The sequence below is a fragment of the Agromyces sp. NSFZ genome (assembly GCF_056156205.1).
In genome coordinates this window covers 259,845-274,196 of sequence record NZ_CM149585.1, presented here as the reverse complement: position 1 = coordinate 274,196, position 14,352 = coordinate 259,845, and the positions used below count along the sequence as shown (strand labels likewise).

Genomic DNA, 14,352 nt, shown 5'->3' with positions numbered 1-14,352 from the left:
ATGCACGGTGCGACCGTGCATCCGCGCCCGTTCGAGTTCGGCGTCGCAACATCGGCGGGTTTCGAGACGGCGCCGGCGCGCCTCCTCAACCCGCGGCGCGGCTGCGGGCCCGGGTTCGGCGCCCCCTCAGCCCGCGGCCGGCGCCGGCGTGCCCTCGGTGAACTCGACCCCCGCGACATCCTTGAATCGCGCGCGCATGACCTCGATCGCCGCGAGGTTCTCGTCGACCAGCACGAAGTGTCGGCCGAGCGTCGCCGCGACGGCGCCCGTCGTGCCCGAACCCGCGAAGAAGTCGAGCACCCAGTCGCCCTCGCGCGTCGAGGCCTGCACGATGCGCCGCAGGATGCCTTCGGGCTTCTGCGTCGGGTAGCCCGTCTTCTCGCGGCCCGTCGGCGAGACGATCGTGTGCCACCAGACGTCGGTCGGCAGCTTGCCGAGCTCGGCCTTCTCGGGGGTCACGAGCCCGGGCGCCATGTACGGCTCGCGGTCGACCGCGGTCGAGTCGAACCAGTAGCGGGCCGGGTCCTTCACGTACACGAGGATCGTGTCGTGCTTCGTCGGCCACTTTCGCTTCGCCTTGGCGCCGTAGTCGTACGCCCAGACGATCTCGTTGAGGAAGCACTCCCGCCCGAAGAGCGCGTCGAGCAGCACCTTGGCGTAGTGCGCCTCGCGGTAGTCGAGGTGCAGGTAGAGGGTGCCGTCGTCGGCGAGCACGCGCCAGGCCTCGGTGAGGCGCGGCTCGAGGAACGCCCAGTAGTCCTCGAAGCGGTCGTCGTAGCGCAGGAGGTCGCCCCGGATGCGCTCGTAACGCTTGCCCGCGAACCCGGTGATGGTTCCGGATGCCACGGGGCGCGGGACATCCGTCGCCTCGTCGTCGCCGGAACCGTCGGCCGACGCCTCCGTCAGCGAGGCCTCCGTGACCCGAATGTGCCGCGTCGCCCGTCGCGCCTGCATCCGGCCCGTGTTGAACGGCGGGTCCAGGTACACGAGCGTGAAGCGCCCGTCGGGCAGCGTCGGCAGCACGTCGAGGTTGTCCGCGTGGATGATGCGGTCGGGTTCGTCGGATGCCACGACTCCCAGTCTGCCAGCGGGTTCACCTCGTGGCGTGGTCGGCGTAGGGTGGCGCGGGAGGGGGTCCGACATGCGAGTGATGGTGGTCTACGAGTCCATCTGGGGGAACACCGAGCAGATCGCGCGCGAGATCGCGGCAGGCATCGGCGGTGAGACGGTCGACGTCGTGGATGCGGCATCCGCCCCGCCCGCGGTCGAGGACGACGTCGACCTGCTGGTGGTCGGCGGTCCGACGCATGCGTTCTCGATGTCGAGCGCGTCGACGCGCGAGTCGGCGCGGCAGCAGGGAGCCACCCGGATCCCGGCGAACGGCATCCGGGAGTGGATCGAGCAGCTTCGCGCACCCGCGAAGCACGTGCCGGTCGCCACGTTCGACACGCGCATCGTCTCGCCCCGGCTGCCGGGGTCGGCCGCGAAGAAGGCGATGAAGCGCCTCGTCGCGCTCGGGTTCCGGCCGGCGGTCAAGCCCGAGACGTTCGGCGTGCACGGCTACTCGGGACCCGTCGCCGAGGGCGAGCTCGAGCGTGCGCGCCAGTGGGGTACCGACCTCGCAGGTACGCTGCCGCTCAGCTGACCGCCGGTCGGCTGGGCGCCTCGCCGCTCGACGCCTCGCCGCTCGACCAGAGACTGCGGAGCGGCCGGAGTCCTTCCTCGACGTAGTGGGCGATCGGGCGCGTGCCGCCGTCGTCGAACCACGACTCGAGGGCGGCGAAGTAGCCGAACGCGATGGCATTCGCCGCGACGCGGGCCTGCGACGGGCTCAGGCCGTTCGCCGACGCCAGCAACGGCGCGATGCGCCGTGCCGCCCGATCGAGCGAGGCGAATGCGGCCATGCGCACCGACGGCTCGGCCATGAAGTAGCGCACCCTCCGCCACGAGATCGGCTCGACCGCCGACGACCCGTCGGACCCGGACGGCTCCGCGCGCGGCGACTCGTAGCGGCGGACCGCCTCGAGGAGGCTGCCCACGGGGTCCGCCGGATCGAGCAGGCTGTCGAGCGCCTGCGGACTCATGGTGTCGAACTCGTCGGCGACGACGAGTCCCTCCTTGGTGCCGAAGTACCGGTACACCGATGACGGCGAGACCTCGGCCGCCGCCGCGATCTCCTCGATCGTGACCGCCGCGAACCCTCGTTCGTCGAACAGGTCGAGCGCGCGCTCCTGGATGGTGCGCATGGCCGTGCGACGCCACTGCTCGCGGAGTCCTGCCATGCCCTGAGCATAGCGACCGCTGGAAGTGACTGTCGGGTTGACGCCTACTCGCTGTATACGTAGAGTGACTTGCATTCAGACAGTGACTACCTGTAACACCACCGCGCCGAGCTCGCTCGATGCAGCAGACCCAGGGAGAACTCCATGACCGCACATGCACCGACCAGCACGCCGTGGACGACACGACCTCGCGCGGCGCTCGCCACGATGTGGGTCGGGCTCGCGCTGACCATCTTCGTCACGGTCGCAGCGTTCGTCGACGACGCCACGACGCGGATGCTCGCCGCCCACATCCAGGCGTCGTATCCGTCGTATGGAGTGGCCGAGGTCGAGACCGCGGTGGCGCTCTACCTGCCGATCCTCGGCGTGGTGGGCGGCTTCGGACTCCTGGCCTGGCTCGCGACCATCTGGGCGACCGCACGTGGCAAGCGATGGGCGCCCTGGGCTGCGACGGCCGTGCTCCTCGCGGCGGTGCTCGTCGCACTGACCGGCCTCACCGTGCGCGACACGTCGGGCGACGTCGGCCTCGTTCCGGTGCTGGCATGGTTGCAGCTCCTCCCCTGCGCCGTCGGGCTCGCGGTCGTCACGCAACTGTGGCGGCAACGCCGATGACCGCGGCGGGTACCGCACGTCGACTCGTCGACGCGGCGGCCGAACGACTCAGCGCCGCGAAGCGCGCGCTGTATCGGGCCGGGCGTCCGGGCGCGCTGATGCGGTGGTGGAACCGCCTCGACGCCGTGCTGTACTCGGCGGGCGTGCTGGTGCCGCCCCAGACCGCCGTCCTGGAGGTGCGCGGCCGGCGCACCGGCCGGCGCACCTCCGTCCCGGTGGCCGTCGCCGACGTCGGCGGCGAGGAGTACCTCGTCTCGATGCTCGGACCCCAGGCGAACTGGGTGCGCAACGTCGAGGCGGCCGCCGGCGACGCCGTGCTGCATCGCCGCGGGCACGAGTTCGAGGTGCACCTCGAACCGGTGCCGGTGGGCGACCGGGCGCCTGTCCTGCGCCGCTATCTCACCGTCGCGCCGGGCGCGCGCCCGCATCTCGGGCTGAGGCCGTCGGCACCGCTCGCGGCCTTCGAGCGCATCGCCGCCGAGCATCCCGTGTTCCGAATCCGGGCTCGCTCCGCCGCGCCCGGACCGCGCTGACGGTCAGCCGCGATCGATATCGAGCCGGATGCGCCCGCGGAACCGATCGGGGTGATCTTCGTCGACGTCCTCGGCGGCGAACGCGATGCCCTTGTCGCCGTCGCCAGGCAAAGGTGCCGGTGCGGGCAGGCGGCTCTGGCGATCGAGCTCGGCCTGCGCCTCATGCTTGCGGGGCGCGAACACCTCATCGCCGATCATCATGATGCCGCCACCACCGCCGCCGCCGCGGCGTGTCTTGTCGGAGAGGTCGATCCAACCGAGCCGCACGGCGAGCGCGATGCCGCCCACGACGAGCACGGCGATGCCGACCCAGATCCACCACTCCACCCGGCGATTGTAGCCGGGAAGGCTGAGCCTTCCTCGCGGGCTGTGGAGAGGCATCCGGATGCCCGCCGTCACGTTCTGCGGATATACGATCCGGCACCCCGGGCGGGTGCCTCGCAGCGGCGGTGCGCCCGATCGTATCTCCGCCGAACTGGCCACGAGCGGATGCCGCGGCCGCGAGCCGAGCGTCAGGGCACGCGGTAGAGCCACTCCCTGGTCGAGAACTTCGACTCCACGAGTTCCTCGGCCTCGGCGAGCTCATCGGGGGTGACCGATCCTGGCGTCGCGCCGTACAGCCCCGTGAACGTCTGCTTCAGCGCCTCGATGACCTCGCCCCGCGGAAGACCCGTCTGCGAGCGCAGCGGGTCCACGCGCTTGGCCGCCGACGCGATGCCCTTGTCGCTGATCTTCTCGCGGCCGATGCGGAGCACCTCGAGCATCTTCGCGTTGTCGAGGTCGTACGCCATGGTCACGTGGTGCAGCACGCCGCCCGAACCGAGGCGCTTCTGCGCGGCGCCGCCGATCTTGCCCGACGGGCTCGCGATGTCGTTGAGCGGCTGGTACGTCGCCTCGATGCCGAGCGAACGCAGCCCCTGCAGCACCCAGTCGTCGAGGAACGCGTAGGAATCGGCGAAGCTCATGCCCTGCACGAGCTCGGCGGGCACGTAGAGCGAGTACGTGACGACGTTGCCCTTCTCCATCATCATCGCGCCGCCGCCCGAGATGCGCCGCACGACGTCGAAGCCGTACCTCGCGGCACCGTCGGGGTCGACCTCGTTCTTCACCGACTGGAACGACCCGATGACGACGGCCGACTCCTCCCACTCCCAGAAGCGCAGCGTGGGCTTGCGGCGCCCTTCGCCGACGCGGGTGGCGAGCACCTCGTCGAGCGCGAGGTGCAGGCGCGGCGGCACGGCGGGGTCGTGCACGAGCTCCCAGTCGTAGTTCGACCAGCTCGTGGCATCCGTCATCCCGCGTCGCACCGCGACCGCGACGGCGTCGGCCGAGAAGCCGAGCATGACCGCGTCGGGGCGAAGGCCCTTGGTGACCGCGGCCGCGATCTGCTTGGCATCGGATGCCGCGGGCAGGCCGTCGAGCGCGCGGTTCAGGTCGTCGAGCGCCTCGTCGGGTTCGAGGAAGAAGTCGCCCGCCACGCGCGGATTGCGGATGACACCGTCGACCACGTCGAAGTCGACGACCACGAGCTTGCCGCCTGGGACCTTGTACTCACCGTGCATGGGGTCCAGCCTACGGTCGGCGGACGCCCCGGGCGCCGGCGCCTTCAGCTCGTGCAGGCTCAGTCGACCGCGAAGCGCTCGTCGAGCCAGCGGATGAGGTCGGCGCGCACCTCGGCGCGGTTCGTCTCGTTGAAGACCTCGTGCCTGGCGCCCTCGTACACGATGAGCTGCGCGTCGACGAGTCCGCTCCGACGCCGGTAGTCCTGCAGGAGCCGCAGCGCGCTGCGCTCCCCCGCGACCGGGTCGTCGGAACCGATCAGGATGAGCAGGGGGAGCTCGCTCGGGATCCGCTTCGACGGACGGGTCATGAGGCTGAGCGACTGCGGCCAGCCGTAGAGCTGCTGCAGCGTGCGGTTCGTCGTGTACGGGTCCGCCTCCCAGGCGACGGCGACCTCGGGATCACGGCTCAGCCACTCGACGGCGGTTCCCCCGGGTCGCGCGAAGCGCTTGTTGAGGTCGCCGATGTTCGTGTACCCGAGCTGGAGCCACGCGGTGCCCGTGAGCACGACGGCGGCGTATCGTTCGGGATGCCGGTTCACCACGTGCTGCACCATGAACGACCCCCACGAGTGCCCGAGGATCACGAGCGGCACATCGTCGCCCTCCGCCTCGCGGATGACCGTCGTGAACCGTTCGACGGCGGCGATCGACGCCTGCATGCCCCCGACGCCCGGACGCCCCATACGCGTGAGGTCGCCTCCATGCTGCTCGAAGCCGGTCTTCCCGTGCCCGCGGTGGTCGTCGGCCCAGACGGAGTACCCAGCGTCGTTGAGGGCCCGGATGAGCTCGCCGTAGCGGCCGATGTGCTCGCCGACGCCGTGCGCGAGCTGCACCACGGCAGACGGGTCGGGCACGCGCCACGACTCGTAGTGGATGCGAACCCCGTGGTCGTCGGTGAACGTCGGCATGCGGCCATTGTGTCAGTCCGGCGCGGCAGCGGCGCTACCAGCCGCGCGGGCAGCCGGAATGCTTAGCCACACTAATTTGTTACACTAAGCATCATGACGGATGCCCCGCTCTCGACCCTTCCCGATCGGCCCGCGCCCGCGGCATCCCATCGGCGGCGCTCCCTCGCCGAGCAGAGCAGCGAGCTGCGGGTCGCGATCATGCGCCTCGCCCGCCGACTCCGGCAGGAGCGCACCGAGACCGAGCTCAGCGCTTCGCAGTTCTCGACCCTCGCGTGGATCTCGGTCGACGGCCCGCTCACGATCGGCCGCCTCGCCGAGCTCGAGCGGGTCACCGCCCCGTCCATGAATCGCACGGTCAACTGCCTCGTCGACGCCGGGTACGTCACCCGCTCGTCCGCGCCCGACGACGGCCGCAAGGTGCTCGTGTCGACCACCGAGGCGGGCGACGTCGTCGTCCGCGAGACCCGACGCCGCCGCGACGCCTGGCTCGCCAAGCGGTTCGCGACGCTCACCCCCGCGGAGCGCGAGACGCTCGCCGAGGCCACGATCATCCTGAGGAGGCTCGTCGACGAATGAGTGCCATGTTCCGCTCCCTCGCCGTGCGCAATTACCGCATCTGGTTCATCGGCGCGCTCATCTCGAGCGTCGGCACCTGGATGCAGGCGACCGCGCAGAACTGGGTCGTGCTCACCGAGCTCACCGACAACGACGCCCTCGCCGTCGGCATCACGATGGCCCTGCAGTTCGCGCCGCAGCTCCTGCTCGTGCCCGTCACGGGCCTCATCGCCGACCGCTTCGACCGGCGCCGCACGCTCGTGTTCACGCAGGGCACGATGATGCTGCTCGGTCTCTCGCTCGGCGTGCTGCTCGTCACGGGCGTCGCGGAGCTCTGGCACCTCTACGCCTTCGCGCTCGCGCTCGGAGTGGTGAGCGCGATCGACACCCCGGTGCGCCAGACGATCGTCACCGACCTGGTGTCGAACTCGCACATGTCGAACGCGGTCGCTCTGAACTCCGCGTCGTTCAACACTGCGCGGCTCATCGGGCCGGCCGTCGCGGGCCTGCTCATCGTGGTCGTCGGTTCGGGCTGGGTCTTCATCGCCAACGCGGCCACGTTCCTCGCGATGCTCGTCGCACTGGCCCTGCTGCGCACCGACTCCATGCGGCAGCACGCACGGGGTGCGAGGCAGCGAGGGCAGCTGGTCGCCGGCTTCCGGTACGTCGCCGGCCGGCCCGACCTCGTGGTCGTGTTCGTGATCGTCTTCCTCATCGGTGCCTTCGGCCTGAACTTCCCCATCTTCGCGTCGACGATGGCGGTGGAGTTCGGTCGCGGCGCCGGCGAGTTCGGCCTGCTCTCCTCCATCCTCGCGATCGGGTCGCTCGCCGGGTCGCTGCTCGCGGCGCGACGCGACCGCGCTCGCCTCCGCGTGATCATCATCGCCGCCGGGTTCTTCGGCCTGGCCGCGCTCATCGCGTCGCTGATGCCGACGTTCTGGGCGTTCGCAGCCTCCATGGTGCTCATCGGACTCGGAGTCGTGACCATCCTCACCACGGCGAACGGCTACGTGCAGTCCACGACCGATCCCGCGGTGCGGGGCCGAGTCATGGCGCTGTACATGGCGGTCATGGTCGGCGGCACGCCCGTCGGCGCTCCCATCGTGGGCGCCGTCGCCGACGCGTTCGGTCCCCGGTGGGCCCTCGGCGTGGCCGCGGCATCCGGAGCCCTGGCCGCACTCATCGGGCTGGGCTGGCTCATCGTCGCCAGGGGCATGCACCTCGCGCGGCATCCGCAGACCCGGTGGCGGCCCGTCGTACGGTTCGCGGATGCCCCGACGGCGGCCCTCGCGGCGATCGCCACCGAGCCCGTCGAGATCGTGCGCGACCTCGATGCGGTGGAGCGCGACCGCCTCCGCGAGCACACGCTCGTGCCTCCCGTGCCGACCGACCGCCTCGTGCCCGCGGACTTCTCGGAGCAGGTGGCGCTCACCTCCCCGATCCCGCTGCCGAAGCACGGACACCGGCAGTCGGAGCATCCGGAGCCCTGGAACCGCGAGACGGGCGCCCACCGCGAATCGGGCGCCCGCCGCGAGACGGCCGCCCGCTGCGGCACCGCGTCGGCTACTTGATGCCGGTGGTCGCGAACCCCTTGATCAGGTACCGCTGGCCGATGAGGAACGCGAGGAAGAGCGGGATGAGGCTCACGACCGACATGGCGAACATCGCGCCGTAGTCCGACGACGACTGCGCGTCGACGAAGCCCTTCAGGGCGATCGAGACGGGGAAGTTCTCACGTGTGCGCAGGTAGATGAGCGGCCCGAAGAAGTCGCCCCACGTCCAGATGAACGTGAAGATCGCCGTCGTGGCGAGCGCCGGGACCATGAGCGGCAGCGTGATCTGCGAGTAGATCCGGAACTGGCCGGCGCCGTCGATGCGGGCCGCCTCGAAGATCTCCTTGGGCAGGCCGCGGATGAACTGCACCATCAGGAAGATGAAGAAGGCGTCGGCCGCGAGGAACTTCGGCACGATGAGCGGGAGGAACGTCTCGAGCCACCCGAGCTCGCGGAAGATCACGAACTGCGGCACCAGCACGACGTGGAACGGCAGCATGATCGTGCCGAGCATGATCGCGAAGAACGCGTTGCGCCCCCAGAACCGGAGCCTCGCGAACGCGTACGCCGCCAGCGAGCAGGAGATGAGGTTGCCGATGATCGCGCCCAGCACGAGGATCGACGAGTTCGCGAGGAAGACGCTGAACGGAAGCTGCTGCGAGGTCCAGCCCTGGAGGTAGTTCTCGAACGTGAGGTCGGTCGTGAAGATGCCGAGGTCGCGGAAGATGTCGCCGTTCGGCTTGAACGACGAGACCACCAGCCAGATGAGCGGATACACCATCACGATCGAGAGGGCGATGAGGCCTGCGTGCTTGGCGACCGACACCCAGCGGCGGCGACCGGTGCGCGCAGGCGCCTGCTCCAGGGGCGCACCGACGACCGCCCTGGTGGTGGTCGGCTCCATCGTCGAGGTCATGTTCGCGTTCCCTTCGTCGGCCGGACGCGAGACCGGCCTGATGTCAGTCGTCATAGAAGACCCAGTACTTCGAGAGCCAGAAGTTCGCCCCGGTGATCACGCCGATGACGAGGAGCAGGAACCACGCCATGGCCGAGGCGTACCCCATGTTCAGCTCGGTGAACGCCTGCTTGTAGAGGTAGAGCGTGAAGAACATCGTCGAGTCGCTCGGACCGCCGGTGCCGCCGGAGACGATGTACGCCTGCGTGAACGACTGGAACGCGAAGATCACCTGCAGCACGAGGTTGAAGAAGATGATCGGGGTGAGCAGCGGCAACGTGATCGAGAAGAAGCGCCGGACCTTGCCCGCACCGTCGACCTCGGCCGCCTCGTAGAACATCTCGGGGATCTGGCGGAGGCCCGCCAGGAAGATCACCATCGGGGAGCCGAAGGTCCACACGTGCAGCAGGATGATGGTGCCGAGCGCGTAGTCGGGATGCGAGATCCAGCCGGGGCCCTCGATGCCGAACCAGGAGAGGAACCCGTTGACGATGCCCTCCTTGCCGAACACCTGCCGCCAGAGGATCGCGATCGCGACCGAGCCGCCGAGGAGGCTCGGCAGGTAGAACACCGAGCGGTAGAAGGAGAGTCCGCGCATGCCGCGGTCGAGCAGCATCGCGATGCCGAGCGCGAGTGCGAGCTGCAGCGGCACCGACACGAAGACGTAGACGAGCGTGACGCGGAACGAGTTCCAGAGCCGCGCGTCGCCCATCATCTGCACGAAGTTGTCGACACCCGCCCACTTCGGCGGCTGCAGCAGGTTGTAGTCGGTGAAGGCCAGGTACAGCGACGCGAGCATCGGCCCGATCGTGAACACCAGGATTCCGATCAACCACGGGAGCAGGAAGAGGAAGCCCGCCTTGTTGTCGGGATGCCTCTCTTTGACGCGCGGCCCGCTCGCACGCGCCGACCGCGCCAACGAGCGGAGTTCGCCGAGACTGCTCATGCGGACCTCCCTGTCTGGGCGTGAGAACCGGTACACTTTGTGAAAGCGGTTTCTCGCGCTGTCTGATCTTTGTTGCTGAGATCGCGATTTGTCAAATGACGTTCCGTGTTGAGGAGACCGATGGCACGACGAGGCACCACGACCACGATCGCGGATGTCGCCAGGCACGCCGGCGTCTCGCCGGCGACGGTCTCGCGGGTGATGAACGACCGATTCGTGGGCGAGCCGTCGGTGGCGGAGCGGGTCCGCGATTCGGCCACCGAACTCGGGTACTCCCCGAGCCCGCTCGCCCGGAGTCTCGCGCTCGGTGAGACGCACACGGTGGCGTTGCTCGTGCCCGACATCCGCAACCCCGCCTTCCAGGCGATCCTCGGCGGCCTCACCCGGGCGGCCGCACGCGACGGCTACCGGGTGCTCGTCGCCGACTCCGCGGAGACTCCCGACGACGAGCCGGTGCTCGCAACGGAACTGCGGCGGCGATGCGATTCCGTGGTACTCTGCGCGCCCCGCATGCCCGAGGAGCGGCTCGTCGAGATCGCCGCGGGGCTCGCACCCGTGGTGCTCATCAACCGGCCGTCACCATCCATCGCGGCACCCTCCCTCTCCATCGACTACGGCTCGGGCATCACCGAGCTCGCGCAGCACCTGTACGACCAAGGACACCGCTCGTTCATCTACCTCGGCGGACCGGAGCGCAGCGTGTCGAACGCGCGCCGCCGGCGGGCGCTCGACGAGTTCGAGGCGGCGCGTCCCGACGTGGTGCTGCACCGGATCAGCTGCGGTGCCGATACCGAGGACGGCAGGCGCGTCGCGGGACTGGTCAGGGAGTCGGGCGCGACCGCGGCCATGGCCTTCAACGACCTCGTGGCCGTCGGGCTCGTCGACGGTCTGCTGGCTGCAGGTGTGCGGGTGCCCGAGGACGTGTCGGTCACGGGCTTCGACGACATCCCGTTCGCCCGCTACACGTCGCCACCCCTCACCACCGCCTCGGTGCCGTACGAGGAACTCGGTGCCCTGGCCTGGCAACGGCTTCTCGCGTTCATCAACGGCGAGGGCCCTGGCGACGACCTGCTGCTGCAACCCCGGGTCGAGCTCCGCGGTTCGACGGCCGCGCCGCTGCTCGCCTCCCTCGCCGGCGACGCCGGCTCGACCGCGCGGCGCGGCGCCGACTGAGGACGCGACACCGTCGCTTGCAACGTTTCAGTACTCGTCGCGAGATTTCGTTGACACCCCAACATATCGGTGCTAGCTTCTCCCGAGAAAGCGGTTTCACGAGATGATCCCCAGGTCTCGTGCAACACGTCGCCGCGGCGAACCCGACGTCGCGGATCCCGCACCAGGACCGCGGCACGTGGTCCTCGATCACATGGAAAGAGGCGCAATGACGCGTACGACACGCACCGTTGCACGACGGGCGACCTTGGGCGTCGCCCTGACCGCGACCCTGTTCCTGACCGCATGCTCGGCCACCGCGTCAGGCGAGTCCGGCAGCGGGTTCGACCCGAACGAGGAGGTCGAGCTCCACATCGCCTGGTGGGGCAACGATGAGCGCGCAGCGATCATGGCCGAGGCGATCGACCTCTTCGAGGAGGAGTACCCGAACATCACGGTCGTGGAGGAGCCGGTCGGCGCCCCCGACGACCTGTTCAACCGACTCGCCACGGACTTCGCCTCGGGCACCGCGCCCGACGTGTTCGCCCTCGGCGGCGCGAAGCCGCAGGAGTACGGCGCTGCGGGCGCGCTCCTCGACCTCTCCACCGTGAGCGAGCAGCTCGACACGAGCAAGTACGAGGACTTCACGCTCACCAACGCGACGGTCGACGACACGATCTACGGCCTGCCAACCGGCGGCAACGCGATCGGCGCGCTCGTCAACACCACGATCTTCGAACAGGCCGGCATCCCGGTGCCGGGTGACGACTGGACGTGGGAGGACCTCGTCGACATCGCCAACGAGATCCCGGAGAAGGTTCCGGGGGTGGTCGGCCTCGACCTCCGCGTGCAGGACATCCTCGGCACGTACGTCGCGCAGTACACCGAAGAGGGCATCTACGACTGGGACGGCGAGCTCGCCACCGACGCCGACGTCATCCAGCAGTGGTACGAGCTCGAGCAGGAGCTCGTCGCCGGCGGTGGCCTGCCCGACCCGTCGGTCATCGTCGAGCACTGGAACGTGACCCCCGACCTCTCGCTGTTCGGCACGGGCAAGGCGGCCATCACGTTCGCCTACAACAACCAGATCGGCTCGTACGCGGCCGGCACGGGCGGCGCCGAGGTCGAGATCATCGCCCCACCGACGTCGACGAAGGTCTCGGGCGTCGCCGTGCTGCCCTCGCAGTTCTGGGCGATCGCCTCGGAGACGAAGCACCCCGAGGCATCCGCCCTGCTCGTGGACTGGCTGCTCAACCAGCCGGAGCCCGCGAAGATCATCCTCGCCAACCGCGGACTGCCGTTCAACCCCGACACCCTCGAGGTGGTCAAGCCGCTGCTCGCCCCGGCAGACGCCCAGTCGGCCGAGTACCTCGAGAAGGTGCTCGAGATCGGCGTCGTCGCCCCGCCGCAGCCCGCCGGCGGCGCGATCCTCAACGAGCTGTCGCAGCGCATCGAGTCGGACATCCTGTTCGGGAAGGTGTCCGTCGAAGACGGCGCGAAGCAGTGGGTGTCGGAGCTCGAGGCGGCACTCGAGAACGACTGATCCCGCTCCCCCGGCGGTCGTGGGCGGTCCTTCGGGACCGCCCACGGTCGTCTCCTCCCGTACGATCCAACCCACGAGCCGACTCGCGTTCGCGCCGGCGACGTCAGGAAAGGCCGAGGTCATGTCGCATCCCGCCCCCGTTCTCGAGCGCCTCCGAGCATCGACCCGGCGTCTCGGCGACGTCCGCTTCGCCGCCCTCGGCGGTCCGCTCGAGTCGGCGTGGCAGCAGGCGGTCGAGGAGCTCGCCCGCTGCATCCGCCCGCTCGATTCCGACATGCCCGTGCTCAACGAGGGCGGCGTGTACCTCGGCAGCTGGATGGAGAGCACGGCGACGATCAACGCGGAGGTGCTCGACCGCTTCGACGCCGCCGTCACCCGCGACACGCACCTGCAGTTCGCGGCGCACCAGCGCGCCGACGGGCTCCTCCCCTACAAGCTCACGGCGGAAGGCGCGGGGTACGCGCAGATCCAGATGGTCACGCCGTTCGCTCGGAGCGTCTGGCACCACTACCTCATGGGTGGCCGTGACCGTGCCTACCTCGCCACGATGTACGCCGCGCTCAGCCGCCATGACGCCTGGCTGGCCGACCACCGCGACACGCGCGGCACGGGCGGCGTCGAGGCGTTCTGCGCCTTCGACACCGGGCACGACCGCTCGCCGCGGTTCTGGGGCGTGCCCGACCAGACCCCGGGTGGCGACCCCGCCGCGTTCGACGTCGAGTCCGGCGTGCTGCCGTTCCTCACGCCCGACCTCACCGCCAACGTGGCATGCCAGCGCGCCTACCTGGCGCGCATCGCCGAAGAGCTCGGCGAGGACCCCGCACCCTGGCGAGCGAGGGCCGCTGCCAGCCTCTCGGCCCTCGAGGCGTGCTTCGACGCGATCGACGGATGCTGGTACGACGTCGATTCGGCCGGACGGCACGTGCGCGTGCAGTCCGACGTGCTGCTCCGCGTCCTGGCCTGCGAGGTCGGAGACTCCGCGTTCTTCGCCGCATCGCTCGATCGCTACCTGCTGAACTCTCGGAAGTTCTTCTCGGCCTATCCGTTCACGTCGCTCGCCCTCGACGACCCGCGCTTCGACCACGACTTCCGCGCGAACTCCTGGGGCGGGCCCGTCAACTTCCTCACCCTCATCCGGGCGCCGCACGCGTTCGAGCATCACGGTCACGTGGCCGAACTCGCCTTCTCCCTCATGCCCGTCGTCGCCGCGGTCGCACGCATGCGACGGTTCCCACAGGTGATGAGCCCGTGGACCGGCGAGCCCGGGTACACCGAGGAGTACTCCCCCGCGATCCTCTGGCTGCTCGACACCGTCGAGCGGCTCTTCGGGATCCTGCCACGGCCCGACGGCGAGCTCTGGTTCACGGGACTGCTGCCCAGGCGAGTCGACCATCACGACGTCGCCGAGGAGCTCGCCTACGAACGCACCGTCGACGGCGTGCGCCTCGAGCTCGTGAACACCCGAACCGAGGCGGTCGGCTACCGCGACGGGCAGGAGTTCCTGCGGATGCCGCACGGTCTCCGTGCCGTCGCCGACCGTGCGGGCCGACTTCGCGCGCTCGTCGGCATGACGGCACGGCCGGTGGCCGGCTCGGTGCGGGTGGCGGGCGAGGAGTTCGCCGTCGAGGTCGCGGGCAACGAGCGCGTCGAACTCGACGGCACGCGGGTCGTGCGACGCGGCGGGCCTGGCGTGGTGCTGCCGCGCGCCTGACCTCGGTGGGAGATCCGCGACCTTCGGCGGGAGCTCCGCG

At 69.9% G+C, this 14,352-nt stretch carries 15 protein-coding genes; 8 read left to right on the top strand and 7 right to left on the bottom strand.

The window, feature by feature from the left end:
* Positions 1 to 126: 126 nt before the first annotated feature.
* Entirely contained in the window at positions 127 to 1,071 is a 945-nt protein-coding gene (locus ACVFI9_RS01320) for a DNA-methyltransferase (protein WP_474764250.1), read from the bottom strand.
* Positions 1,072 to 1,141: 70 nt separating this feature from the next.
* Between ACVFI9_RS01320 and ACVFI9_RS01315 the strand changes: the two genes are divergently transcribed.
* A complete protein-coding gene (locus ACVFI9_RS01315; protein ID WP_474764249.1) occupies positions 1,142 to 1,645 on the top strand; it encodes a flavodoxin family protein in 504 nt (167 codons plus the stop codon).
* Here the strand turns inward: ACVFI9_RS01315 and ACVFI9_RS01310 are convergent.
* Entirely contained in the window at positions 1,638 to 2,282 is a 645-nt protein-coding gene (locus tag ACVFI9_RS01310; protein ID WP_474764248.1) for a TetR/AcrR family transcriptional regulator, read from the bottom strand. The genes ACVFI9_RS01315 and ACVFI9_RS01310 overlap by 8 nt on opposite strands.
* 144 nt (positions 2,283 to 2,426) lie before the next feature.
* Between ACVFI9_RS01310 and ACVFI9_RS01305 the strand changes: the two genes are divergently transcribed.
* On the top strand, positions 2,427 to 2,894 hold the full coding sequence (locus ACVFI9_RS01305; protein WP_474764247.1) for a hypothetical protein: 468 nt from the start codon (positions 2,427 to 2,429) through the stop codon (positions 2,892 to 2,894).
* Complete coding sequence (locus ACVFI9_RS01300) at positions 2,891 to 3,427, top strand: nitroreductase/quinone reductase family protein (protein WP_474764246.1); 537 nt, start codon at positions 2,891 to 2,893, stop codon at positions 3,425 to 3,427. The genes ACVFI9_RS01305 and ACVFI9_RS01300 overlap by 4 nt, the downstream gene beginning before the upstream one ends.
* A 3-nt stretch (positions 3,428 to 3,430) precedes the next feature.
* Here ACVFI9_RS01300 and ACVFI9_RS01295 read toward each other — a convergent pair whose 3' ends face one another.
* The 3 genes from ACVFI9_RS01295 to ACVFI9_RS01285 all read right to left on the bottom strand — a co-directional run bounded on the left by ACVFI9_RS01295 (position 3,431) and on the right by ACVFI9_RS01285 (position 5,897).
* On the bottom strand, positions 3,431 to 3,754 hold the full coding sequence (locus tag ACVFI9_RS01295; protein WP_474764245.1) for a hypothetical protein: 324 nt from the start codon (positions 3,752 to 3,754) through the stop codon (positions 3,431 to 3,433).
* Positions 3,755 to 3,939: 185 nt separating this feature from the next.
* A complete protein-coding gene (locus ACVFI9_RS01290) occupies positions 3,940 to 4,989 on the bottom strand; it encodes a lipoate--protein ligase family protein (RefSeq protein WP_474764244.1) in 1,050 nt (349 codons plus the stop codon).
* A 59-nt stretch (positions 4,990 to 5,048) separates the two neighbouring features.
* A complete protein-coding gene (locus ACVFI9_RS01285) occupies positions 5,049 to 5,897 on the bottom strand; it encodes an alpha/beta fold hydrolase (protein WP_474764243.1) in 849 nt (282 codons plus the stop codon).
* A gap of 93 nt (positions 5,898 to 5,990) precedes the next feature.
* On the opposite strand from ACVFI9_RS01285, the gene ACVFI9_RS01280 reads away from it, so the two are divergent.
* Together ACVFI9_RS01280 and ACVFI9_RS01275 are read left to right on the top strand one after the other, a co-directional pair.
* A complete protein-coding gene (locus tag ACVFI9_RS01280) occupies positions 5,991 to 6,473 on the top strand; it encodes a MarR family winged helix-turn-helix transcriptional regulator (protein ID WP_474764242.1) in 483 nt (160 codons plus the stop codon).
* A 5-nt stretch (positions 6,474 to 6,478) separates the two neighbouring features.
* Positions 6,479 to 8,023: an MFS transporter gene (locus tag ACVFI9_RS01275; protein WP_474766346.1), complete on the top strand. Its 1,545-nt coding sequence runs from the start codon at positions 6,479 to 6,481 to the stop codon at positions 8,021 to 8,023.
* Here ACVFI9_RS01275 and ACVFI9_RS01270 read toward each other — a convergent pair.
* Complete coding sequence (locus ACVFI9_RS01270) at positions 8,016 to 8,921, bottom strand: carbohydrate ABC transporter permease (RefSeq protein ID WP_474764241.1); 906 nt, start codon at positions 8,919 to 8,921, stop codon at positions 8,016 to 8,018. The two genes, ACVFI9_RS01275 and ACVFI9_RS01270, sit on opposite strands and share 8 nt — an antisense overlap.
* 43 nt (positions 8,922 to 8,964) lie before the next feature.
* Positions 8,965 to 9,906 (bottom strand): carbohydrate ABC transporter permease, encoded by a 942-nt coding sequence (locus ACVFI9_RS01265; RefSeq protein WP_474764240.1) that lies wholly within the window; start codon positions 9,904 to 9,906, stop codon positions 8,965 to 8,967.
* Between the two features lie 120 nt (positions 9,907 to 10,026).
* On the opposite strand from ACVFI9_RS01265, the gene ACVFI9_RS01260 reads away from it, so the two are divergent.
* From ACVFI9_RS01260 to ACVFI9_RS01250, 3 genes are all read left to right on the top strand, one after another.
* Positions 10,027 to 11,079: a LacI family DNA-binding transcriptional regulator gene (locus ACVFI9_RS01260; protein ID WP_474764239.1), complete on the top strand. Its 1,053-nt coding sequence runs from the start codon at positions 10,027 to 10,029 to the stop codon at positions 11,077 to 11,079.
* A 208-nt stretch (positions 11,080 to 11,287) separates the two neighbouring features.
* Positions 11,288 to 12,601: an ABC transporter substrate-binding protein gene (locus ACVFI9_RS01255; protein ID WP_474764238.1), complete on the top strand. Its 1,314-nt coding sequence runs from the start codon at positions 11,288 to 11,290 to the stop codon at positions 12,599 to 12,601.
* A 121-nt stretch (positions 12,602 to 12,722) separates the two neighbouring features.
* On the top strand, positions 12,723 to 14,312 hold the full coding sequence (locus ACVFI9_RS01250) for an MGH1-like glycoside hydrolase domain-containing protein (protein WP_474764237.1): 1,590 nt from the start codon (positions 12,723 to 12,725) through the stop codon (positions 14,310 to 14,312).
* Positions 14,313 to 14,352: the final 40 nt, after the last annotated feature.